25 protein-coding genes are annotated in these 20,988 nt (G+C 50.6%); 17 read left to right on the top strand and 8 right to left on the bottom strand.

The window, feature by feature from the left end; all coding sequences use genetic code 11:
* Positions 1-3 precede the first annotated feature (3 nt).
* Positions 4-1,356 carry a bifunctional UDP-N-acetylglucosamine diphosphorylase/glucosamine-1-phosphate N-acetyltransferase GlmU gene (glmU, locus tag SynBIOSE41_RS07005; RefSeq protein WP_186540167.1) on the bottom strand — a complete coding sequence of 451 codons (1,353 nt, stop codon included), beginning with the start codon at positions 1,354-1,356 and terminating at the stop codon, positions 4-6.
* 135 nt (positions 1,357-1,491) lie between these two features.
* Here glmU and SynBIOSE41_RS07010 point away from each other — a divergent pair, with 135 nt between their 5' ends.
* The 7 genes from SynBIOSE41_RS07010 (at position 1,492) to SynBIOSE41_RS07040 (ending at position 5,656) form a co-directional block, all read left to right on the top strand.
* The gene (locus tag SynBIOSE41_RS07010; protein WP_186540168.1) at positions 1,492-2,655 is read left to right on the top strand and encodes a DUF6538 domain-containing protein; all 1,164 of its coding nucleotides are present in this window, start codon (positions 1,492-1,494) and stop codon (positions 2,653-2,655) included.
* A 616-nt stretch (positions 2,656-3,271) separates the two neighbouring features.
* Positions 3,272-3,529 (top strand): Nif11-like leader peptide family natural product precursor, encoded by a 258-nt coding sequence (locus SynBIOSE41_RS07015; protein ID WP_186540169.1) that lies wholly within the window; start codon positions 3,272-3,274, stop codon positions 3,527-3,529.
* 215 nt (positions 3,530-3,744) lie between these two features.
* The gene (locus tag SynBIOSE41_RS07020) at positions 3,745-3,981 is read left to right on the top strand and encodes a Nif11-like leader peptide family natural product precursor (RefSeq protein WP_186540170.1); all 237 of its coding nucleotides are present in this window, start codon (positions 3,745-3,747) and stop codon (positions 3,979-3,981) included.
* 161 nt (positions 3,982-4,142) lie between these two features.
* Entirely contained in the window at positions 4,143-4,391 is a 249-nt protein-coding gene (locus SynBIOSE41_RS07025; protein WP_186540171.1) for a Nif11-like leader peptide family natural product precursor, read from the top strand.
* Positions 4,392-4,554: 163 nt separating this feature from the next.
* A complete protein-coding gene (locus SynBIOSE41_RS07030; RefSeq protein WP_186540172.1) occupies positions 4,555-4,776 on the top strand; it encodes a Nif11-like leader peptide family natural product precursor in 222 nt (73 codons plus the stop codon).
* Between the two features lie 260 nt (positions 4,777-5,036).
* Positions 5,037-5,303 carry a Nif11-like leader peptide family natural product precursor gene (locus SynBIOSE41_RS07035; RefSeq protein WP_186540173.1) on the top strand — a complete coding sequence of 89 codons (267 nt, stop codon included), beginning with the start codon at positions 5,037-5,039 and terminating at the stop codon, positions 5,301-5,303.
* Positions 5,304-5,404: 101 nt separating this feature from the next.
* The gene (locus SynBIOSE41_RS07040; protein WP_186540174.1) at positions 5,405-5,656 is read left to right on the top strand and encodes a Nif11-like leader peptide family natural product precursor; all 252 of its coding nucleotides are present in this window, start codon (positions 5,405-5,407) and stop codon (positions 5,654-5,656) included.
* An 872-nt stretch (positions 5,657-6,528) separates the two neighbouring features.
* Here the strand turns inward: SynBIOSE41_RS07040 and SynBIOSE41_RS07045 are convergent.
* Positions 6,529-6,831: a Nif11-like leader peptide family RiPP precursor gene (locus tag SynBIOSE41_RS07045; RefSeq protein ID WP_186540175.1), complete on the bottom strand. Its 303-nt coding sequence runs from the start codon at positions 6,829-6,831 to the stop codon at positions 6,529-6,531.
* A 300-nt stretch (positions 6,832-7,131) separates the two neighbouring features.
* Here SynBIOSE41_RS07045 and SynBIOSE41_RS07050 point away from each other — a divergent pair, with 300 nt between their 5' ends.
* The 7 genes from SynBIOSE41_RS07050 to SynBIOSE41_RS07080 all read left to right on the top strand — a co-directional run bounded on the left by SynBIOSE41_RS07050 (position 7,132) and on the right by SynBIOSE41_RS07080 (position 11,535).
* Positions 7,132-7,818: a hypothetical protein gene (locus SynBIOSE41_RS07050; protein WP_186540176.1), complete on the top strand. Its 687-nt coding sequence runs from the start codon at positions 7,132-7,134 to the stop codon at positions 7,816-7,818.
* Positions 7,819-7,823: 5 nt separating this feature from the next.
* A complete protein-coding gene (locus SynBIOSE41_RS07055; RefSeq protein ID WP_222930592.1) occupies positions 7,824-8,189 on the top strand; it encodes a hypothetical protein in 366 nt (121 codons plus the stop codon).
* Positions 8,186-8,521, top strand: coding sequence for a hypothetical protein (locus SynBIOSE41_RS07060; protein WP_186540178.1), 336 nt, complete (start codon positions 8,186-8,188; stop codon positions 8,519-8,521). Before SynBIOSE41_RS07055 ends, SynBIOSE41_RS07060 begins: the two co-directional genes overlap by 4 nt.
* A 5-nt stretch (positions 8,522-8,526) precedes the next feature.
* Positions 8,527-8,901 carry a hypothetical protein gene (locus tag SynBIOSE41_RS07065; protein WP_222930593.1) on the top strand — a complete coding sequence of 125 codons (375 nt, stop codon included), beginning with the start codon at positions 8,527-8,529 and terminating at the stop codon, positions 8,899-8,901.
* A 931-nt stretch (positions 8,902-9,832) separates the two neighbouring features.
* A complete protein-coding gene (locus SynBIOSE41_RS07070; RefSeq protein ID WP_186540180.1) occupies positions 9,833-10,084 on the top strand; it encodes a hypothetical protein in 252 nt (83 codons plus the stop codon).
* Between the two features lie 191 nt (positions 10,085-10,275).
* Positions 10,276-10,752: a hypothetical protein gene (locus SynBIOSE41_RS07075; protein WP_186540181.1), complete on the top strand. Its 477-nt coding sequence runs from the start codon at positions 10,276-10,278 to the stop codon at positions 10,750-10,752.
* Between the two features lie 84 nt (positions 10,753-10,836).
* Positions 10,837-11,535, top strand: coding sequence for a hypothetical protein (locus SynBIOSE41_RS07080; RefSeq protein ID WP_186540182.1), 699 nt, complete (start codon positions 10,837-10,839; stop codon positions 11,533-11,535).
* A 163-nt stretch (positions 11,536-11,698) separates the two neighbouring features.
* Here the strand turns inward: SynBIOSE41_RS07080 and SynBIOSE41_RS07085 are convergent, their stop codons facing one another.
* The 3 genes from SynBIOSE41_RS07085 to aroA form a co-directional block, all read right to left on the bottom strand.
* Positions 11,699-11,884, bottom strand: coding sequence for a hypothetical protein (locus tag SynBIOSE41_RS07085; RefSeq protein WP_066906656.1), 186 nt, complete (start codon positions 11,882-11,884; stop codon positions 11,699-11,701).
* Between the two features lie 250 nt (positions 11,885-12,134).
* Positions 12,135-13,085: a tRNA (5-methylaminomethyl-2-thiouridine)(34)-methyltransferase MnmD gene (locus SynBIOSE41_RS07090; RefSeq protein WP_186540183.1), complete on the bottom strand. Its 951-nt coding sequence runs from the start codon at positions 13,083-13,085 to the stop codon at positions 12,135-12,137.
* Positions 13,082-14,401 carry a 3-phosphoshikimate 1-carboxyvinyltransferase gene (gene aroA, locus SynBIOSE41_RS07095; RefSeq protein WP_186540184.1) on the bottom strand — a complete coding sequence of 440 codons (1,320 nt, stop codon included), beginning with the start codon at positions 14,399-14,401 and terminating at the stop codon, positions 13,082-13,084. The genes SynBIOSE41_RS07090 and aroA overlap by 4 nt, the downstream gene beginning before the upstream one ends.
* Positions 14,402-14,750: 349 nt before the next feature.
* On the opposite strand from aroA, the gene SynBIOSE41_RS07100 reads away from it, so the two are divergent.
* Together SynBIOSE41_RS07100 and SynBIOSE41_RS07105 are read left to right on the top strand one after the other, a co-directional pair.
* On the top strand, positions 14,751-14,978 hold the full coding sequence (locus SynBIOSE41_RS07100; protein WP_186540185.1) for a hypothetical protein: 228 nt from the start codon (positions 14,751-14,753) through the stop codon (positions 14,976-14,978).
* Between the two features lie 558 nt (positions 14,979-15,536).
* Entirely contained in the window at positions 15,537-17,264 is a 1,728-nt protein-coding gene (locus SynBIOSE41_RS07105; protein ID WP_186540186.1) for an iron uptake porin, read from the top strand.
* A 123-nt stretch (positions 17,265-17,387) separates the two neighbouring features.
* Here SynBIOSE41_RS07105 and SynBIOSE41_RS07110 read toward each other — a convergent pair whose 3' ends face one another.
* Positions 17,388-17,624, bottom strand: coding sequence for a hypothetical protein (locus SynBIOSE41_RS07110; RefSeq protein WP_066906654.1), 237 nt, complete (start codon positions 17,622-17,624; stop codon positions 17,388-17,390).
* Between the two features lie 58 nt (positions 17,625-17,682).
* Positions 17,683-18,342: a Fe2+-dependent dioxygenase gene (locus SynBIOSE41_RS07115; protein ID WP_186540187.1), complete on the bottom strand. Its 660-nt coding sequence runs from the start codon at positions 18,340-18,342 to the stop codon at positions 17,683-17,685.
* Between the two features lie 100 nt (positions 18,343-18,442).
* Here SynBIOSE41_RS07115 and SynBIOSE41_RS07120 point away from each other — a divergent pair, with 100 nt between their 5' ends.
* On the top strand, positions 18,443-19,444 hold the full coding sequence (locus SynBIOSE41_RS07120) for an extracellular solute-binding protein (RefSeq protein ID WP_186540188.1): 1,002 nt from the start codon (positions 18,443-18,445) through the stop codon (positions 19,442-19,444).
* On the opposite strand, the gene SynBIOSE41_RS07125 is transcribed toward SynBIOSE41_RS07120, so the two are convergent.
* Entirely contained in the window at positions 19,419-20,978 is a 1,560-nt protein-coding gene (locus tag SynBIOSE41_RS07125) for a UbiD family decarboxylase (RefSeq protein ID WP_066906545.1), read from the bottom strand. The two genes, SynBIOSE41_RS07120 and SynBIOSE41_RS07125, sit on opposite strands and share 26 nt — an antisense overlap.
* Between the last annotated feature and the right edge of the window lie 10 nt (positions 20,979-20,988).

Raw genomic sequence — 20,988 nt, forward strand, 5'->3', positions numbered from 1 at the left:
GCTCTAGGGCTTTTCTGCAGACCAGTTCTCTTTGATCATCTGTTTGGCGCGTCCAATGGCGAGAGCGCCATCAGCAACGTTCTTGGTGAGTGTTGAACCTGCGGCCACCGTGACACTCTTGCCCAGGGTGATCGGTGCGACCAGCACTGAATTCGCACCTGTTTTGCTGTTGTCACCGATCACGGTGCGGTGTTTGTTGACGCCGTCGTAATTGGCCGTGATCGTGCCAGCTCCAACATTCACATTGGTTCCCAGCTCGGCATCGCCGATGTAGCTGAGGTGATTCACCTTGCTGCCGCTGGCAATGGTGCTCTTTTTAACCTCCACGAAATTGCCGATCTTGCAGTCATCGCCGATTGCTGCCGCCGGACGCAGGTGGGCAAACGGCCCCAACGTTGTGTTGCGTCCCACCTCAGCCGTGTTGATCACCGAATGGAGCACGGTGACACCATCACCAAGAACCGCATTCTCCAGAAGGCTGCCGGGTCCTAGTTGACAGTTGTCGCCGATCTGGCAGGTTCCACGCAGGTGTGTCTGAGCTTCGATCACCACATCGCGTCCGAACTGGCAGGTTTCACTCAGGCTGCAGCTGTCAGGATCAATGAAGGTGACGCCCTCGTCCATCCAGTGCTCCTTGAGGCGCTGCTGCAACAGGGCCTCGCATTGAGCCAGCTGGCGGCGGTTGTTGATGCCGTTTACTTCGTCGGAGTCCTGCACTTCCAGGTGCATGGCTCGATCGAGCATGCCAACGGTGTCGGTGAGGTACAACTCTCCTTGATCGTTGTCAGTGCTCAGCGTTGGGAGCACGGCCGCGAGCTTGCGCCAGTTGAAGCAGTAGATGCCCGCATTGGTGAGGTTGTTGCAGCGTTGTTCTTCACTGCAGTCGCGATGCTCAACGATTGCGCTGACAATGCCATCAGCAGTCGCAAAAACTCGGCCATAGCCAGTGGGATCATCCAGTCGTGCCGTCAGCAGCGTCACATCGGCACCACTGCTGCGGTGGGTTGCCACCAATTTATCGATGGTTTCCGCACGCAGCAGCGGAACGTCGCCGTTCAAAACCAGCAGCTCACCCTCAAAATCCTGCAGTGGCGTAAGCAGCTGTTGCACGGCATGGCCCGTGCCGTTCTGAGGATCCTGCAGCACAAACTCGAGCCCGCCGATAGGACTCAACTGTTGTTCAACACGACCGGCCTGATGGCCAACAATCAGGATCCGGCGCTCAGGCTGCAGATTGCCGGCACTGGCAAGAACCCTTTCCACCAGAGTGGCTCCTGCAAGAGGCTGCAACACCTTCGGCAATGCACTCTTCATGCGGGTGCCTTTGCCTGCGGCCAGAACAGCGACGGCGAGCATGAACAGCAATGCGGATCGGGCGGAATCTACCGGATGCCCAACTTTTTGTCAAAACCTCTTGCCGCAACAGGTTTGGGGTTTAAACTAACCACACTAAAGGGCACACTAAATCCGTGCTGAGCTTCTGCTAAGCCCATGGGGAGGAACAGAAAAGGTCCCTACAAGACCTCCAAGGGGCCTACTTATTACTGCCGTTTGATCGTGCCGCCAAGGCTACGAGAGGTTGTCGGTAAAACATGCCTCACCAGAAGCCTTAAGACCACTAGCTACAACGTTGCTCTGACCCGCTACGGACCTACCTACCTGCAGCTTGAACGGGAGCTAGAGGCACTGCAGAAGCCCAATGGGCTGGCAGACCTCAGAGAGCACGTAGAGGCGAACAGGGGATATGACGACAACCCAGCAATCCTCACTGACCTGTTGGTTGGCTTTGACATGCCCAACCCAACCCAGAAGCAGAAGCTGGTTTACGAGGCTCTCAGCACCGGTAAACCCATCCCTGTGGACTGGGAAGAGGCAATGCAGCTGTGGATCAAGCTGAAGAACCGCACTAATTCCAGACCACTGGCAGCCGGTTCCATCAAACACGCCACAGCTCAGATCAAACTGATCCAACCCTATGGATCACCTCATCAGCTAACTAAACAACTGATCTGGGACTTCATTGAAGACCAAGAGGAGCTAGGCAAACAACCCAACACTGTTGCCTCTTACCTAAAGAATCTCTCTGCCATCACGGAAGTGCTCGTGCAGTTAGATCATCTTGAAGTAAACCTCTTTAAATCAATCTCTTACTCAGTTAAGAATAAGTCTGACAGACGTTCCTTTACTGATGATGAGCTTTGCTTGATCAAACACAAGCATCCTGAAGCACTACTCCTCACAATGATGGGTCTAAGGATTGAAGAGCTAGAGCACGGTGTAGTTGACAAAGACATGTTCGTCATTAATGAGGTCTGGAAGAATGACAAACTCATCTTCAGACCTAAGACACTGTCTAGTTACCGTCGTGTTCCATTACCTAAGTCCTACAAGCGTCTTGACCGCAATCAAAGAATACTAAGGAAAAGACTAAGAGACTTAATTCCAGATACCGATGTTGTCTTACATAGTGCTAGGCACACCTTCATTGAACTCTCTAGAAGAGCAGGCTGTGATGCCAGGATCATTGATGAAGTCTGTGGTCATGGTTCGTCTAGTGGTTCTTCTTCTAATCGTTCCTACGGTGAATTTCCAGATGAGGTGCTGTTAAGGGAAACTCAAAAGGTCTGGGATCTAATAGAAGATATCACAGGCTGATTGCACCTGAAATAAATAATTCGTGGCATTGGAAAAAGCTTTAGCCAGTCTTTGACATGTAAGGCCACAACTTTTAAACCTAGCTTTGTTTGGTAACACCAAAGAGGTTCGATTCCTCTTGAAGCTTTTCCCAGTTGATTGAAGAATTATACGATGCAGCATTTAATCGTTACTTATTCATACATCAACTAGGAGCAATTTCGTGACACAGACAGGCTGCGTCCCTTCATTACTCCAACTTACCCAAGGTGATATGCACCAGCGAGCCAGCGAGCTGACTCTGAAAAAATAAAAAAATTAAAACTAATGACACAAAGAGAACGAGAATTAGCTGAAAGAGCTATTCAACAATCTACCTATAACCTTTCACAAAAGCAGTTCAATCATAACTGTGGCGTAGCTGCTGCTAGAGGTTCTTTCTATGAGAGGTACACTGCCAAATACCGGACCGCTAAATCCTAGTTATAACGACTTCTACTTTCGCCAGAAGCCTCTACAAGGTGCCTGTAATTGGTTCTATGGGTGATACATCCATTTGATGTTTAAACGGCTTACAGAGCCTTTAATTGTCCGTTTTTGAAGGTTTGGCTATGATGGAATATCTGGACTATTCCAAATGTCAGAAGAGCAACTTAAGGCTTTCCTCGCCAAAGTTCAAGCCGATACTTCACTACAGGAACAGCTCAAAGTAGAAGGAGCTGATGTTGTAGCCATTGCCAAAGCTGCTGGGTTCTCGATCTCCACAGAAGACTTAAAAGAGCGTCGCCAAGCCCTGTCTGATGCTGAGCTGGAAGTTGCGGCTGGAGGTGTAGAAACATTTTGCACGCCAGGATGCCCCACGTGGGAGTGTGCTGATACGTGGAGGTGTGACTGAACAAAAAGTGATAAAACAGAGGAATCTGGAGAGCTGCGCAACCGGCTAAGCCTACACATTCAAAGCGCTTGCATTAGCAGGGGCTTTTTATTGCTTCATTAGTCTGACTAACCCCATCAATCAGCCTTCAATACCTGGCACGATTGAGCGCAGGAGTATTAGCCAAAGACGCTGCAGCAGAACGTTGCTATGACTACTCAACAGACTAGACACCCATGTCGCTAGAACAACTCAAGGCATTCCTCGCCAAGGTCAAAGGTGATTCCAATCTTCAAGTAAAACTAAAAGCAGCTAAGTCACCTGACGATGTCGTAGGAATTGCAAAAGAACATGGTCATGAATTCACTGCTGATAAGATCGAAGAGCTCAGTCAAGAGGAGCTGGAAGGCCTGTCTGGTGGAGGCAACTGTGAGATAACCAACGTGTTGACAAGTTGTCCGAATTTAGCCTAACTCAATAAAGCCCCTGCATTGATAGGGGTTTCTTATTGCTTCAATAGCCCAACTAATCCCATAAATAAGCCTTCAATACCTGGCACGATTGAGCGCAGTAATTGTTAGCCAAAGATATTGCAGCAGGGTGTTGCTATAACCATTGAAGACTCTCGATACCCATGTCCCTAGAACAACTCAAGGCATTCCTCGCCAAAGTCAAAGGTGATTCCAATCTTCAAGAGAAACTAAAAGCAGCTAAGTCACCTGACGATGTCGTAGGAATTGCAAAAGAACATGGTCATGAATTCACTGCTGATAAGATTGACGGTGAACTCAGTAAAGAGGAACTGGAAGGCGTGGCTGGCGGCGGATGCTGGAAATCATGTGTGGACAGGAATTCGAAGAACTGGTCGCCACTGTCGTATTGAAGGATGAATCAAAGACCTTGCATTAGCAGGGGCTTTTTATTACATCAATAGTCTGACTAACCCCATAAATCAGCCTTCAAGTTGGCACGATTGAACGCTGTAAATATTAGCCAAAGATATTGTAGCAGGGTGTTGCTATAACCATTAAAGACTCTCGATACCCATGTCCCTAGAACAACTCAAGGCATTCCTCGCCAAGGTCAAAGGCGATTCCAATCTTCAGGAGAAACTAAAAGCAGCTAAGTCACCTGAAGATGTTGTGGGCATCGCTAAAGAACACGGCCACGAATTCACTGCTGATAAGATCGCTGAACTCAGTGAAGAGGAACTGGAAGGCGTGGCTGGCGGCATTGTTATTGAGTGCTCAATTAAGTATCTGGATTAAGAATCTGGCGGCATTGCTTAGCTGGCGGTGGACCTTATTGATGTGAGCTGGGGACGGTGCCGACCTCCTAGAGCCTAGCGACTTTAGTATATTGAAGGATGAATCAAAGCCCCTGCAAACGCAGGGGCTTTTTATTGCTTCAATCACCCCCAAAAGACCATCAATCAGCCTTCAATACCTGGCACGATTGTGCGCAGTAATTATTAGCCAAAGACACTTCAAGGTATTGTTGCTATAACCGCTAGATACTCCCGATACCCATGTCAGAAGAACAACTCAAAGCCTTCCTCGAAAAAGTCAAAGCAGACACCAGCCTTCAGGAGAAGCTCAAGGCTGAGCGTGTTGATGTTGTAGCTATTGCTAAGGCTGCTGGTTTCTCTATCACGCCTGACGACATAAATTTACTTCGAGAAAACATTTCTGAAAAAGAGCTAGAGGCTATCCTTGGTGGTGCCGGATCTGCTAATCCTCAGGGCGGGGATCCATGGTGCACTTGGGATTACCCCATTTGCATAAATAATAAATAACACAAAGCAAACTTTAATACCTGGCACGATTGAGCGCTTAAGCATTAGCTAAAGACACTACAGCAGACCGTTGCTATAAATGCTGAACAGACCTAATACCCATGTCCCTAGAACAACTCAAGGCATTTCTCTCCAAAGTCAAAGGTGATTCCAATCTTCAGGAGAAACTAAAAGCAGCTAAGTCACCTGAAGATGTTGTAGGCATTGCTAAAGAACATGGCCACGAAATCACTGCTGATAAGATCAACCAGCTCAGTGATGAGGAACTGGAAGGCGTGTCTGGGGGGTTAATACAGAAAACCATTCTTTGTAAACAGAACACCATTTTTGGTAGTCAATGTATTTGTGAGTAAATGCTTGACATGGGGCTTCTAACTCATCAAAGCCCCTACAACGGCAGTGGGTTTTCATTTCTTCAATCACCCCAAATAGCCCACAAATCAGCCTTCAATTGGTAATGACAAGTTGATATAACTGGCACTAATTATTTGTCCGTTATCATCGTTTAACCCGATAAAAAATGACAAATGTCTGAGGTCATATCTATATACGCACCGCCTGGCGCGACCCCCCATTCCGGTCTGCTGGCGGCGGGTGGCTGAGCAAAGTTCGAAGGGATACATATATGTATGCACTCGGGCATAAGTGCAAGGCTCGCTGGAACCGGAGCTGGATTTTTTTTATTTCCTGTACGCGCTCGGGACCTGCGCCTTTGACAGCATGACGCGATAGCCCAGTGATAGCAAGGGATCTCAGGGATTGATGATGCTGTTCGAGTCGGATTGGTAAACCAGCTTGGCCAAATGTCCAGAGTTACTGCATAGATCACAGGGCTACTGGACAGGATCAAGGGCATATCAATAAGTATTTATTACTAGAGCCAATCAATAGCAATCAATATTCTCAACCAATCCAGTCTGTTCGCAATAAGCTTTCTTTATTGCGAACACCTCTATTCCATGCCTATCTGTACGCGATCAATAATCACCAGTCATTAACTGCTACAAGTATCCATTCTCAAGATGTGCCAAGAACATCTCACAAGGATTCAAATATTCCAAGTATAAAACCACCACCAATTAATTCAACAATGTAATTACTATCATGGCCTCAGCAACAGAACACAAGACCCTATGCAAAGAGTGGGTCAACCGTAAATACGGTGTCACTGAATTACCTCAGGACATCGAAGCCGTTCATCAACTGATCACGTCGGTCGATTGCTTCATAACAGATCCAACTCTATTCCCAGTAACTGGCCATTTAATTCCTTAGTAGCAGCCTTGGCCGCAGCAGGACAGTGAGCCTGTTGCGGTGCTCCTTTCCCTCCAGAAACCGCTTCTAGTTCCTCTTTCGATAGCTCTGACATCTTTGATTTGAATGCTGTTAGAAGGTCCTCAGTACTGATTTCAATACCGTGATTTGCGGCAATCTTCACGGCCTCTTCTGCAGTTGTGGCTGTTGTAATAGATTCCCTCAACTCAGCATTTGTCGTGATGCTATTTAATAGATCTTCTTGGACGGACATAAGATTAGCGTAACCATATAATAGTTAGCCATAGACCCTAAGAGCGATCGAAAAAAACTAAATTTTTTAATAATTTAAAGCGCTCCTCAGGTGAGCTGTACAAAAGAGTCCAAAAGGATTAGTTTCTCTTGAGTTGATGCATTGACTGGCTTTGCTTGTATATTTTTGAGCATTTCTTGGTATATTTGCTGCCAAGATAGGCGGTATTTTGCTCGTCTTCCCCCTCTTTGCCTTTTTAGGAAATACAAACTCAGGCGATTTCCGCTCTGATTGATTTATAAACGAATTGATTGATTGACTATGGATAGTTTTAATAGGGGTGCAACAGTTACTCCTGACATTGGATATGACCCACAGAACGGCGAAGAGTTTATCAGCTACGACAATGCAAACATTGATTGGGCTGGTCAACGTGATCAAGTCCTTACGGAGTTTGATGGACACCAAGACGAACTCTTAAGCATTAACGAATTTAACGGAGAGTTAGAACATGAATTCGAAAACACGCACAGTGATGACTTTCTTAGAGGAAGCGAGTTGCTTCCCGAAGATATTGATCAGCTCAAAGCTATTGTCGGTGATTCTGAACAATACGGAGCTCTTATACAATGGGCAGCTACCAATGTCCATCTAGAGTTCGTCGAACAGTTTAACAACATTATGCTGTCAAACGACTATCCACAGATGGAGGAAGCTATCCAAGTCCTGTACAACCTCTACCTAGAAAACTGGACAGCAGAAGATGCATATGACAGTGAAGAATATGAGGAACAGGACTTTGACCAGGAACAAGCAGATTATGAATACAACAATTCAGTCTTTGAACACTTCTCTGAAGATGGTTATCAAGAGATGGTGTCTTGGGCTAGTGAGAATTTATCTCCTGCTGATATTGCTGCTTACGATAGAGCCATGGACTCTCCAGACCACGACTATAAATCTCAAATGATTCAATGGCTTGAAGAAACCTATAACAACGCGAACTGAAACTAATGATTAAAAACACGAAAATGGAACTTGATTTGAACAATCCTGCTGTTGTCGAGAAGCTACTTAATGCTGATGTTGTCGGTGGTTTTCCAAAGATGGAGACACAACAGATCGAAGAGAAGATCAAAGCGAAACAGAAGCTTGCATCTTTTACGATGAAACTAGCTCAAAGTGATATTGATGCGCTTAAACGACAAGCTGGTTCAAAGAACTTGGATTGGAAGCAACATCTCAAGAATGAAATCGAAGCGAAGATTCTTACTGCAAAGATTGGCGGCCCAACCATTGCAACACCAAGTACTGGACTTGAGCCAACTAAGAAGATTGGCGGACCTAGTCCTAACAGCAAGATTCTCAGGATTGGATGATGGAAGAGGAAGAACTTTATTTTGTTTGTCCCTCTTATTCTGCTGGTCTTGTTATTGATTCTGCTGGTGATCTGGTAGTTGACCAGTTGCCTGAATTAGAAGCCAATGAAAGTAGAGGCATCAGCGGTCTAAAGGTGCAACATTCTGGCGCTACTCCTGATGACCTGAAGCTCTTTAATCAACAGAAAAACAAAGCTAGAGAATCTCTGATTGATGTCCCAGTGCTTGGTAATGATCCTAGAGCTGTTCAATGGGAGCAAGCTATTTCAGATGCAAACAACAAAGACCTACAAAAACGAAACATTCAACCTACTAAAAGATCAAAGAAATGAAACCAATGAAATTTATCCAAACAGAGCATAAAGCAAAGCTCAATATCTTGTGCTCAGCCCGTGTTCGTCTTACTGAGGATCAACGCAAGCAACTCAAGACTGCCTATTACGAAAAGAGGAATGCAGCAACACCAGAACCTCTTGCTGCTATCGGAGGATCCAGCATACGCACTGAAACACAATTCAGTGTTAATAGCCGTTTGCCCCTTTCTGATGTGGTGGTGGTCGATTTGCTGAATACACGCGAGACAATCACACTGACAACCATCCTTAGTTTGCAGGCTGCTCTAGGTGTCGAAGTAATTACTGAGAAGATGTTTCGCGATTCTTTTGATGGTTACGTGAATTACGTAATGCGTATAGGTAATGATGATGACTGAGAATGACTACGGCGGGTTTGTTGAACGTCCTCCACTTTCTGAAAGATTGACAGTTCAGTCTGGTCAGAAGAAATCTAAGACCGCTATCCAACGTCCAAGACGCGAAGGCATTAAAGGTGGTCTGACTGCACTCCAGGTGAATTATCAGAAGCCAGTTAAGCGCAAACGTAAGGGACAACCTGACTGAAGGTGTTGAAAGTGACTCAATCAATGACGTTATGTGGGAAGAGCATATGGAGTCACCCTATGAGCCTGGTCTTGATGGTCAAGAGAGGCATTTTGCTCAACTCCTTTATGACAACGGCTATGGAGATGACAGCGAAGAGTCAAATTTCTTCTAGGTGACAACAAGAGTGAACTCGCATTACTCATTCTCGCCACTAGTTAGCACCGATGCACAGGTGTGTCGTTCTCTTGGTGGGGTTCGGCGTAATTGATCATGCACATGACTAGAACTGCCTGGAGCGGTTGCTAGTTAACAAGCTTTGTCCGAAGGGACACTGAGGCAGGTTTAAATCTAATCGTTTGACTGCCTCCATTAATGGCTGACTAGAAGCTAGATGCAACAGGAGAGGGAAGGGTGGACCCGAACCTTTTGTTTGACGGAGCATTACCGTCTCAGCCGATTTTTTAAATTTAATCCAATGAATGTAGACTGATCTTTCATTACATCCCATGCAGAAGCTGCTCACAAAAGATTCGTCAATGCACTGCAGGGACTAAGAGATGCCAATGGCCTGGCTAAGGAATTTCTGTTTGAAGACCTTAAGCACGCAATCACCATGGCCAACCTCCTTAAAGACAACTACTCACAGTTCCTGCATGGTCAATCTGAAATCAAGATGAATCACATCACTGCCAGGTCGATTGAACAGTGGATGGCATTTCTAAAGATCGACAATTCCAAAAACAATCTTATTAAGGCTTACTAATGTCTCACAACTACAACCAAATCCTTGATGTTGTCAATGACCAAATCGAAGATCTGAAGACCACCAAGGCTCAGTACGAACTACAGATGGCAGCAATTCAAGCGGCTCTTGATGAGATCCCTGGCCAGATCGCAGACCTAGAAGCTCTCAAGACTAATACTCATTCCCTTGCATCTAATGCTGTTGACCTAAACATCAACCTGAACGTCAACGGCTCAAACATTCGTAGCCATTCCACATCGGTCGGCTAATGAGCAGTCAGTACCTAAAGCGTTTGGTGCTTTCTGAGGTCGATGAAGAGAACTACAAGACCCAGTCCCTAAAGCGCGTGAACGTCGTTGAGGTTCTCGATCAAGACGGAGAGACTTTCTTTCCTTCTGAGCCAGATCCTGAGTGACCCCCTTACTCCCTTACTAAACTCCTTACCAAGAGGCTTACACCCATGGCTCCTAAGGTCCGCGTTCAGGTCATGGTCAGTGAATCTGACGACCTGCTTCTAAAGGAGCTTGCTCAGCGAAATGATCTGAGCGTTTCCAAGCTCGCTCACGGTCTTTTGCAGTTTGGTCTGACGCACCTGGCTCGATACCCTGAAGACGGAATCAAGCTTGAGCACTACCTGCATGCCTTCTTTGGTCTTGAAGAGGATTTCAAAGAGACAAGCTTTGGCTCTCAGGTGCCTTTGTTCTCTGCTGTCAGTCAGATGGAACCGCTAGGCGGCCTTGAGTCGCTTGTCGCCAATGGCTACGGAGCTGATCCTTGGGATGTGCCTCGTGGTGAAGGTGGCAAATTCGATCACCAACCCTCTGAAGACACTCAGAACAAGACTGTTCCTGATGCACCTGAGGAAGACGATGATCTTCTTGAAGACCTCAAGCTTCTGAAGAAGCTCAAAGCCATGAAGGCGGCAGGGTTGATCTGACCGAGACGCCATCCCTAGTGTCAAAACAGTGATGCTTGACAACTTCACCACTAGTCTCAGTGGCTTGAATCAAAATTCTCACTGTTGGACAACGCCTCAAACAAGCTGAATGCCGGACAACCGGAAACAACCAACCAACCGACATTCACCCTCAAAGCAGAACCCGCTGAGTTCAAGTCAGCTCCCCTAGAAAACTGGGCTCCCATTCAGGTCAATGCTGATCCACTGAAAGGAGCATTCTTGACGCTCCACGGTCATGAAGGTCAGTGGACAAACGACGGTGCTCAGTGGGTCAAGTCCCTTCCAGAGCAAGACCGTCCTGAAGAGACCATGGCTCGACCTGAGAGCAAGGTCTTCAGAGCGACTGAAGAGCAGATTGCTCAGCAGGATCTGGCTAACGCCAACATCGAAGACCGTGTTGCCCAGAAGGTCTCAGACAAGATTGATCCCCGTCTGAGTGCTGCTAACAAGCTCTCAGCCAAGCAGGTCACAAACGAGCAGAACCACTACATCTCAAACAAGTCACTCCTCCATGGGCTGGGTGGTGACCATGAGGTACTCAGCGAAAAGGTTGGACTCATTCAGGCAGCCATCCACAAGATTGCTGTGAATCAATTCCTTGAGATGGAGGCTGCTCAGAAAGAGCGTGAAGAGGCAGCAGCTTTTAGAGAAGAGACCCGCAGGTTCTGGAAGCTGCAGGACAAGCGATGGGAAGAGAGCCAGTCCTTCATGGATGAGTTCCGCGTTGAGGAGTACCGCAAAGACGGTTCATTGGACTTCTGAAGAACCCTGAAAGCACCCTCCAACTACCCACACAAAAGGGCACACTTTAAAAAGTAGCTTGACCGGGAGACCTTGCAGTTACTGGAATGGATCTCAGGGAAACGGAAGGATGATCCTACCGGGATCCAGCCGGTTCAGCCCAGCAGAAGGCTCAGTCGTTTTTTCAACGGCCGACCAGGGTGCAACTGGGCTGACGGATCAAGGCATGGGCGCGTTGGCGGGTGCAGTCCATTGGTTGGAGCACTGTGCTGAGGCGCTCGTCGTCATGCAGGGCTTCAAGAACCAGAAGACTGCCGTAAAAGACGATCTGAAATGTCCAGGCATCGAAGCCGGACAGGGTGAAAGTCATGGCAGAGATGCACATCACTTCATTCAGCCTGCACCTTCGCGGGCCCGAAGTCGACGATGTCTTGAACTCACCATCATGAATCAACAGAAAAGACCAACAACATCCCCTCATAGGCCTTGTTTTTCATAAGGGCGAAGGTTGATGTGGGCAGCGAAAACTGTTTGATCAGATCATTTTGATCCAGCCTGCACAACCCGTTTTTGATGTCGCTGCCGTCTGGATCTTCCAGTCCTGTCAATGCGCTTCAGGATCACGCCCAGGTGATATCTGAACCATGCCTGGGAGATTGATCGATCAACCAGCGGCGTTGCCAGGAACTGGTGCTCTCAAGATCACAGGACTGCTGTTCGCGCTCTCGCCTTTGCTGGATGATTCTGGCCTCATCTATACCCTTGGGATCTCGATAGGGCACTGAAGCTCTTGTGTTGAGATGCTCCTCTTCCATGGCACTCAGTGAGGTCCAGCCGGGCCCCTCAGCTGCGAATGGAGTTGTGATGACCGGTTTTACGGCCAGAGTGCCGGAGCTCCATTCGCGCCGCTGACCGCCTGTCGTCAGCAGTGAGCGAAGTGTCAGGCCCGCTCGCCGAAGGCTGCTTCTCACCGCAGCAGCTCTGCAGTAGGTGAGCAGGCGTCCTCCCGGTGCCAGGCGGCTGGCCAGGGCCCCGAGGAATTCCTCGCTCCAGAGTTGTGGGCAACACCCTGGAGAAAAGGCATCCAGGAGGATCAGGTCAAGCTGGCTGTTGCTTGGTAGGGCCTTCAGGTTTTGACGGGCATCACCCCAGAGCATCGTTCCCTGGCCTCCGCAGTCATGCCAGCGACCGCTTTGTTGCAGCCCTGCAAGTCGCTGCAGTACTGCACCGGGCCAAAGGTCACAAAACGGTGGGTGATTCAAGGCCCATTCGAGAGGCCGCTGATCCAGCTCAAGTCCCCACCACTGAAGCCTGGGTGCACTGGTTTGGGGTAGTGAACGCATCACGGCGGCGCTGTTGTATCCCAGTCCGAAGCAGACATCGAGCAGCTTCAGTTCGCTGGCCTGCGAAAACCTCCCCAGCTCGGCTGGGCGAACAAATTTCGCTTCCGCTTCCTCCAGGGCTCCTGCGGAGCTGTGAAAGGCCTCATCAAAGTGATCGCTGTGAAGACTCAGGCTTCCGTCAGCCGTTTCGAGCGCCCTGAGTTGCCCGAGCGGATGGTTCAGGTTCAACGCTGCAGTCGTTCGAGATCAGCCCAGAAGGTGGGGTAACTCACTGCTGCGGCTTCACTTCGCACCAGTGTTGAATCGCCCTTGGCCATCAAGGCTGCCACCGCGAGGCTCATGGCCACACGATGGTCGGTCTCGCTGTCGAGTTGCGCACCTTTGAGTGGTCTGCCTCCTCTGATGGTCAGACCGTCGGGATGCTCCTCGATGTCTGCGCCCATGGCTGTGAGCTGGCGTGCCATCACCGCCAAACGATCAGTCTCTTTCACCCTCAGTTCAGCCGCTCCTGTAATCCGGCTTTCGCCCTCGCAGAAGCATGCAGCCACGCTCAGGATCGGGACTTCATCCACCAGCCGCGGCATGATCTCCTCTCCAAAGCGGAAGGGTTTGAGTGATCCGTGCGTGACACGCAGATCCCCCACCGGTTCTCCGGCCACATCTCGCTGGTTGAGTACTTCGATCCGGGCTTCCATCTGCTCCAGAACCTCCAGCACTCCGGTGCGGGTTGGATTCAGTCCCACATTTTCAACAGTGAGATTGGCTCCGGGAACCAGCGCACCAGCGATCAGCCAGAACGCCGCTGAGCTGATGTCGCCGGGAACCACCACATGCTGACCTTGCAGGCGAGCACCGGGGCGAATGGTGATGTGGCGTCCCATTTCGCCACCTACATCCAGATCGGCACCAAAGGCCTTCAGCATTCGTTCGCTGTGATCACGGGAGTGGGCAGGTTCAATCACCGTGCTGGTTCCATCCGCAGTCAGCGCAGCAAGCAGCAAGGCAGATTTGACCTGTGCACTGGCAACAGGTGTGCCGACAACGGCCCCGCGCAGCTTGCGTCCCTGCACAGCCAGGGGGGCGAAGTTGCCCTGACCGCGGCCGCGAACCTCGGCACCCATCATCGAGAGCGGAAGTCCAACTCTTTGCATCGGTCTTCGCTTGAGGGAATCATCCCCGCTCAGCACAAAATGCCGACCATCCCGTCCGGCCAGTAATCCGAGCATCAGACGCATGGTTGTGCCGGAATTTCCGCAGTCGAGCACTTCACTGGGCTCTTGCAAACCATCCAGACCCACTCCTTCAACGGTGATGATGTCGCCGCCGGCAACAGGACTGATCTCAGCTCCCATCGCGCGCAGGCAGGCTGCCGTGCTGATCGGATCCTCTGCAGGAAGCAGCCCTTCAATCGTGGTTCTGCCTTCGGCAATCGCTCCGAAGAGCAAGGCCCTGTGAGAGATCGATTTGTCTCCGGGAACCCTCACGTGACCATTGAGACTTCCGCCGGATCTCAGTTGACGGGGATCGCCTGGGGTTCCCGGCACGTTCTCTCATCGCTTGGTGGTCGGATTCTATGAGTCGAATGCTCCTGCACCAATTCGTATCTCGCTGTTGATTCAAGCCACAGATTTTCAGTGATGGGCTTCAGGTCTTTCCCAAGATGTCTAGGCGATTGATGCTTTGAAAGAAGACCTTTGAAAATCAGATTGTTTCTGAAGAGAAACATCGGCCTGACCGTTGACCGGTGGAAGTGCATTGTTTCTGATCGTGAATTAATTGTAAATGCCTGACAACTATTTGGCTGAGGGCAATTTCAAGATATTTATAGATTAATACCTTGTTGGTAATAGTTTTTCACTGAAAATTCACGAAAAGTACTCCTGGTTGTGATCCGTGAATGCGCTTGTTTTGAAATTTAATTCAAGACAATGCGACTCTTCTGGCAATCAGAATATTAAGTTCGTCGCGATAATTCTTGGCCGCTTGCCAGTCTTTTCTCTTTACAGCGTTGATGTAGGCCTTGATGAGTTGTTGCCGATGGAGCTCGTGCGCAACGTCCATGATTTCGCATTTGCTTTGAATAATTTATGGATGGTTTTGGTGGCCCGGGCGAAGTTCTGATGCGTTCCAGGGTGATCAATGAATCCTCGTCGTTTATTGGAGTTGACGCGGATTGTTTTGGGTCTGCGCAATGGCGCCGAAGATGTCTCTTGGTATTTCAGTTCTGTCACGCTGCTTTGCAAGTGAAGGTTGCATCCGTCACAAGGGTGGTCGGTTTGTGGTTTGGCGGTCCTGTTGTGTTTTCTGAGTTCAGTCTGCGGCTTGGTAAGTCGGGGATTGTTTGATCCATCGAGGGACGGTCCCGGCTTTCGATGGCGTCGGGTTTGATTTTTCTTTGGTTAAATCCAGTGATGACAAGGGGTCTGGGCTTGAGGCCTTTTCTGCTCTGGGCCGATAGCGTGCCTTGGCGGCCTCGATTGGTTCTGGAGAAGCTCAGCTTTTCGAAGTCTCTGGAGCTGGCATGGTGTTGTTTGAACTATCTCCTTGGCGGACGTTTGTGCCATTTGGGGCTCTGTTCGGTGTGTCTTCAACTGCTTTTCAGGTAGCAAAGTCGCTGTCTGTGCGTTTTAATACGGGGCGAGGCAAATGCCTCTTCCTCTTTTATTGGTGTGAGGATCAATGAAACTGTTCAAGCAACTGCTTGTTGCTCCTGCTGCTCTGGGCCTGCTGGCTCCGATGGCTGCCGGTGCAACTGAAGTCAATGTTGCCGGTGTTTCCGACTACGCCCCCGTGTCTCAGGATGCGGTTGCTGTGGATCAGGTCACCAGCATCACCCAGTTCTCTGACGTCTACCCGACCGACTGGGCCTATCAGGCTCTCAGCAACCTGATTGAGCGCTACGGCTGTGTCGCCGGTTATCCCAACGGCACCTACCGCGGCAACCGTGCCATGACCCGCTTTGAGGCGGCCGCACTGTTGAACGCCTGTCTCGACCGCGTCACCGAAGTGACCGACGAGCTCAAGCGTCTGATGAAGGAGTTCGAAAAAGAACTCGCCATCGTCAAGGGCCGTGTTGACGGACTGGAAGCTCGTGTTGGCGAACTGGAAGCAACCCAATTCTCCACCACGACCAAACTGAAAGGTAAAGTTGACTTCGTCATGGGCGGCGTCAGCTACGGCGGTGAGGACTACGACCTGACCATTCCTACCCGTCAGATCGGTACCACCGACGACGGCGACGCCATCTACTACAAGGACAAGGGCAAGTACCTCGGTCAGGACGCTTTCACGTTCAACTACCGCGCCACCCTGAACCTGAACACCAGCTTCACGGGTAAGGACCTGCTGTATACCCGCCTGCGTTCCGGTAACTTCAACACCAACGCCTTCTCCGGTAAGGGTTACACCGGCAACATCACCCAGCTGACCGTTGCTAAGTCAACGGGTGATGCCCTGAAGGTCGACAAGCTCTGGTATCAGTTCCCTCTGGGTGCCGACTTCCAGGTTTATCTGGGTGCCAAGATTGAGAATTACTACATGCTTGGCGCTCCCGCCACCGTGTATCGCGAGATTCTCAAGGACTTCAAACTGGGTGGTTACTACGGCGTTTATGGCGCCAGCACCTCTCCTGGTGCAGGTATCGTCTGGAAGCCCAACAGCCTGAACGATCCTTACGATCCCAAGTTCACTGTTGCTGTGAACTACACCGCCAAGAATGGCGCCAAGGGCAACCCCCAGACAGGCGGCGGTATCGGCACCGACACCTCCAAGGGTAAGTTCCTGGCTCAGATCGGCTACGGCGGTCCTCAGTGGAACATCAACGCTGGCTATGCCTACATCCAGGACGGCATGACCGTCGGTTACGGCACACCTCTGGGTGCTACCACCAAAGTTCAAGGTGGTGACGACGAGTCCGCATCTCGTGGTTTCAGTGACGCCAATGCGTTCGCCCTGCGTGCCTGGTGGCAGCCCTCCGAGGCAAGCTGGGTTCCCTCCATCACCCTTGGTTGGGACTACACGTCCTTCAGCCACGACAACGATCAAGGTGCAATCACCGTTGACGGCACCACTTTCGACGGCAGAAACAAGAGAAAGCAGGCTTCCCAGGGTTGGACCGTTGGTCTGAACTGGAAGGATGCATTCCTCAAGGGCAACCTGCTTGGTTTCGCCATCGGCCAGCCTCAGTTCGAGACCGAGCGTGAGAACGGCACTCCCGATGACGGCAACTACGCCATGGAGCTGTACTACCAGTTCCAAGTCACCGACAACATTGCTGTGACTCCCGCCATCTTCTACGTCTCCCGTCCCTTCGGTGAGCTCACCGGCAGCGGTCCTCGCACCGGTGGCGAAAATGCTGAAAGCTTCAACACCTTCGGCTACCTCGTGAAGACCACCTTCCGTTTCTGATTCAGATCGGTTGATGTTTCTCCAGGCTCCCTCTTTGAGGGAGCTTTCTTTTTGTGATTTAGTTCAATAAAAAAAGGAGGTTTTCAGGCCTCCTTCCGTATTGATCCTGACTGGCTGAATTGGTTACCAGCAGTTTTCGCCCTCACCAATCGGCACGCAAATATCCTCTTCTGCAGCTTTCTCAGCTGCTTTCTTGGCATCGGCATCCTTCTTGGCTTCGGCGTCGATGTCCTGATCAGTGCTCCACTCCTGCAATCCACCACCCATAGGGTTGGTGTCAGCAAGTGCAGCTGGAACTGCAACCTGGCTGCTCAGTGCAGCTGCACCGGCGAGAAAGATGGAAAGAGTTGACCTCTTCATTCCAGTAATCACCATTGATATAGGCTCTTTCAATTCTAAGTCGTTTCAACTGCGTTGATCAGGTGCCCAGTGATCGCAGTAAATTTGTATACGCCAAAAACACCAGGTCGAGTTCTTCGCTGCGACCGTGTTTGGCGAGTAATCCTCTGGCACCCGTATCCAGTTGAAATAAGGTCACGCGATCTGTTTCGTTCTTCAGATAGCTTTCGATCCAACCCACGCAAGCAACGCGTTCTCCGCTGGTGACTGTGTTGACGCGATGCATGGTGGAGCTGGGATAGATCACGATCTCTCCCTGCTGAAGTGCAAGTTCCAGGGAGTCCGTCAGCGTGTCGACTTCCAGTGAACCGCCTGCGAACGAATGCTGGTCAGACAAGCAGAGCGTGAAGGAAAGGTCGCTTCTGCCGCTGCTCATGTAGGCGTTGTCAACATGGCTGTCATATCCACCTCCGGTTCTTGTTCGGCTGATCAAAAACCGGTGCAGTTTTCGCGGCACACAGAAGCTTTTGATCGCTGGATGTGCCCACATTGCCTGTTGTACGAGGTTTTGAATCTCGGCTCTAAGTGCAGATGTGTGAACGATCTGTTCATTGATTTTCCCGTCTCTGGCTTGTGCTCCAGCCGTTGTCCTGCCGTCAATCCATTCACCGTTCTTGATGTTGTCCAGCATTGCCTGGCACTGCTGGGGATTGAAAAGCTGGAGCTTGATGTGGTTCATTGAGCACAGTGTACTTGTATAAAATATTTAAACAGGTTGTATCGACTGAATGCGACGTTTTGGTTTTTCGCAGACAACCTCAGGTGGGTTCTTGTGTTTTATGAAGCTGCTTGCCTTTCCCTTGCTTGCATCACTGTCTTTTCTGACGGCTGCTGCGCAGGCTGAAGAAGTTCGTGTTTACTCCGGTCGTCATTACAATACCGACCGACAGAGTTACAAGGCTTTTTCCGATAAAACCGGTATCAAGGTTCGACTGATCGAAGCTTCCGGGATCTCCCTGGTTGAGCGCCTCAAGCGCGAAGGAAGCAATACCAAGGCTGATGTGATCATTCTTGTTGACGCAGCCAGAATTAATAATGCAGCAAAAGCAGGATTGTTTCAGCCGATCAACTCGGCCAAGCTGAATTCCGAAGTCCCAGCACGTTATCGGGATCCAGGTAATCGTTGGTTCGGAATTTCACGACGTGTTCGTGCCATCGTGATTAACCCTAACCAGGTTAAGCCTTCGCAGGTTAAAACTTATGCGCAGTTGGCTTCTCCTGAACTCAAAGGCAAAGTCTGTCTGCGTAATCGTAAAAATGTCTACAACCAGTCTTTGGTTGCTGATCAGCTCGCGATCCGCGGCGAGGCAAAAACCAAGGCTTGGCTAAAGGGTTTGGTTTCCAATGTTTCACAGCCTTACTTCCCTGGTGATATCGCCTTGATTCGTGCTGTTGCCCAGGGCAAGTGTGGTGTTGGCGTGGTCAATCATTACTATTTGGCCCGCATGCGTGCAGGGATTAATGGGGCGAAGGATCAGAAGCTCGGTAATCAGGTGAAAATTGTGATGCCGAATCCTGCGCACGTGAATATCAGTGCTGCAGCGGTTTCTAAATACGCCAAAAACAAATCAGCTGCTGTCAAGCTCATCGAGTTCTTGGCTTCTCCTAACGGAAGCAGAGGTATTGCGGGTCCCACCTTCGAGTTCCCACTGACTGGGGTTGGTGGCTCAACCTATCTCAAAGGGATGACAAAGTTCACACCAGATAATGTGACAATCGCTCAGCTGAGTGCATTGAATCCCAAGGCCATTCAGCTCATGGCCCAGGCCGGTTGGCAATGAGTTGATCCAGCAGGTAGCCGAACAATTCGGGGTTCGGCTCCCTGTTGCTGATGTCGCTTAAACCCAGTTCGTCCAGACGATCAGTGACGTGCTGTTCGAGATCGTCTGGTCTGCTGAGCGGTTTGCCCCAGGGATGGTTTTTCTCAGGGCCAACTTTTGTTGTGGCGTCGATTGCCAGTCTGCCGCCAAGGCCAAGTTGCTCACTGGCGAAGTCCAGGCTGTCGAATGGCGTGTTCTCCAGGGTGAACAGATCCCTTTGCGGATCCACCTGAGCAGCGATGGCCCAGACCACCTGGCGAGGATCGCGCACGTTGATGTGACTGTCGACCACCACCACGAACTTGGTGTAGGTGAACTGTGGCAAGGCGCTCCAGAAGGCCATCGCGGCTCGCTTCGCTTGACCTGGGTAGGCCTTGTCGATCGAGATCACCGCGAGTTTGTAGCTCAGCGCTTCCATCGGCAGGAAGAAATCTTTGATCTCGGGGATCTGCTGGCGCAGGATCGGTGTGTAGATCCTGTTCAGTGCGATGGCAAGCATCGCTTCTTCCTTGGGAGGCCGTCCGCTGAAGGTGGTCAGAAAAACCGGATCCTTGCGTTGCGTCATGCAGTGGAACCGCACCAGCGGTGAGTCCTCAACACCGCCGTAAAACCCCATGTGGTCACCAAAGGGGCCATCCGGCATCACTTCGCCTGGTGTGATCGTGCCCTCCAGCACCACTTCACTGTGACTCGGCACCTGAAGATCAACTGTTTTGCAGGGAGCGAGCCTGACGCCTTCCCCGGCATAAATCCCTGCGAATAACCATTCGCTTAACTGCACTGGAATTGGCGTGGCTGCGGCCATCACCAGCAGTGGATGGACACCGATGGCGATGGCGATCTCCAGCTTCTGTCCGAGAGCAGACGCCTTGCGCAGATGACGAGCACCGCCGCGGACGCTGAGCCAGTGCACGGTCATGGTGTTGACCGACTGTTTCTGAAGCCGATAAACCCCCACGTTGGGGACCCCAGTTTCGGGGTCTTTCGTGATCACCAGTCCGAGCGTGATCACGCCGCCTGCGTCGCCTGGCCAGGGACGGATCAGAGGGATGTTATGGAGGTTGACCTCATCGCCTTCAAAAACCTGCTGACGGCAGGGCGGCAACAGATCCCGGTCCGGTCTTGCTTTCACCAGGTCCCAGAACACCCGGGCAAATTTCTTGGTTTCGCCTAATCCCTTGGGTGGGCGTGGCTGCTGGAGCAACGCCAGGCGCTCGCCCAGCTCCTCCAGTTGCTCTGGATGATCAAGGCCCATGCTCCAGACAACGCGCTCCACGGTGCCGAGCAGGTTGACGGCGACCGGCATGGAGGATCCGATCACGTTCTCGAACAACAACCCCGGTCCTCCGCTGGCCAGGACGCGATCAGCAATGGCCGCCAACTCGAGATCCGGATCGACCGGTGCCGTGATCCGCTTCAGTTGACCCCGCTCCTCCAGCAATTGAATGAAGGCGCGCAGATCCCTGGTGCCGGGACCGGAGCGGAACAGAGCCATCTGGAAGCCA

The organism is Synechococcus sp. BIOS-E4-1, assembly GCF_014279995.1.
Classification (GTDB): domain Bacteria; phylum Cyanobacteriota; class Cyanobacteriia; order PCC-6307; family Cyanobiaceae; genus Synechococcus_C.

What these genes read in the sequence shown, in the direction of transcription:
- glmU (WP_186540167.1), bottom strand. Translation starts at nt 1,356, where the DNA reads ATGCTCGCCGTCGCTGTTCTGGCCGCAGGCAAAGGCACCCGCATGAAG.
- SynBIOSE41_RS07010 (WP_186540168.1), top strand. Translation starts at nt 1,492, where the DNA reads ATGGGGAGGAACAGAAAAGGTCCCTACAAGACCTCCAAGGGGCCTACT.
- SynBIOSE41_RS07015 (WP_186540169.1), top strand. Translation starts at nt 3,272, where the DNA reads ATGTCAGAAGAGCAACTTAAGGCTTTCCTCGCCAAAGTTCAAGCCGAT.
- SynBIOSE41_RS07020 (WP_186540170.1), top strand. Translation starts at nt 3,745, where the DNA reads ATGTCGCTAGAACAACTCAAGGCATTCCTCGCCAAGGTCAAAGGTGAT.
- SynBIOSE41_RS07025 (WP_186540171.1), top strand. Translation starts at nt 4,143, where the DNA reads ATGTCCCTAGAACAACTCAAGGCATTCCTCGCCAAAGTCAAAGGTGAT.
- SynBIOSE41_RS07030 (WP_186540172.1), top strand. Translation starts at nt 4,555, where the DNA reads ATGTCCCTAGAACAACTCAAGGCATTCCTCGCCAAGGTCAAAGGCGAT.
- SynBIOSE41_RS07035 (WP_186540173.1), top strand. Translation starts at nt 5,037, where the DNA reads ATGTCAGAAGAACAACTCAAAGCCTTCCTCGAAAAAGTCAAAGCAGAC.
- SynBIOSE41_RS07040 (WP_186540174.1), top strand. Translation starts at nt 5,405, where the DNA reads ATGTCCCTAGAACAACTCAAGGCATTTCTCTCCAAAGTCAAAGGTGAT.
- SynBIOSE41_RS07045 (WP_186540175.1), bottom strand. Translation starts at nt 6,831, where the DNA reads ATGTCCGTCCAAGAAGATCTATTAAATAGCATCACGACAAATGCTGAG.
- SynBIOSE41_RS07050 (WP_186540176.1), top strand. Translation starts at nt 7,132, where the DNA reads ATGGATAGTTTTAATAGGGGTGCAACAGTTACTCCTGACATTGGATAT.
- SynBIOSE41_RS07055 (WP_222930592.1), top strand. Translation starts at nt 7,824, where the DNA reads ATGATTAAAAACACGAAAATGGAACTTGATTTGAACAATCCTGCTGTT.
- SynBIOSE41_RS07060 (WP_186540178.1), top strand. Translation starts at nt 8,186, where the DNA reads ATGATGGAAGAGGAAGAACTTTATTTTGTTTGTCCCTCTTATTCTGCT.
- SynBIOSE41_RS07065 (WP_222930593.1), top strand. Translation starts at nt 8,527, where the DNA reads ATGAAATTTATCCAAACAGAGCATAAAGCAAAGCTCAATATCTTGTGC.
- SynBIOSE41_RS07070 (WP_186540180.1), top strand. Translation starts at nt 9,833, where the DNA reads ATGTCTCACAACTACAACCAAATCCTTGATGTTGTCAATGACCAAATC.
- SynBIOSE41_RS07075 (WP_186540181.1), top strand. Translation starts at nt 10,276, where the DNA reads ATGGCTCCTAAGGTCCGCGTTCAGGTCATGGTCAGTGAATCTGACGAC.
- SynBIOSE41_RS07085 (WP_066906656.1), bottom strand. Translation starts at nt 11,884, where the DNA reads ATGACTTTCACCCTGTCCGGCTTCGATGCCTGGACATTTCAGATCGTC.
- SynBIOSE41_RS07105 (WP_186540186.1), top strand. Translation starts at nt 15,537, where the DNA reads ATGAAACTGTTCAAGCAACTGCTTGTTGCTCCTGCTGCTCTGGGCCTG.
- SynBIOSE41_RS07110 (WP_066906654.1), bottom strand. Translation starts at nt 17,624, where the DNA reads ATGAAGAGGTCAACTCTTTCCATCTTTCTCGCCGGTGCAGCTGCACTG.
- SynBIOSE41_RS07115 (WP_186540187.1), bottom strand. Translation starts at nt 18,342, where the DNA reads ATGAACCACATCAAGCTCCAGCTTTTCAATCCCCAGCAGTGCCAGGCA.
- SynBIOSE41_RS07120 (WP_186540188.1), top strand. Translation starts at nt 18,443, where the DNA reads ATGAAGCTGCTTGCCTTTCCCTTGCTTGCATCACTGTCTTTTCTGACG.
- SynBIOSE41_RS07125 (WP_066906545.1), bottom strand. Translation starts at nt 20,978, where the DNA reads ATGGCTCTGTTCCGCTCCGGTCCCGGCACCAGGGATCTGCGCGCCTTC.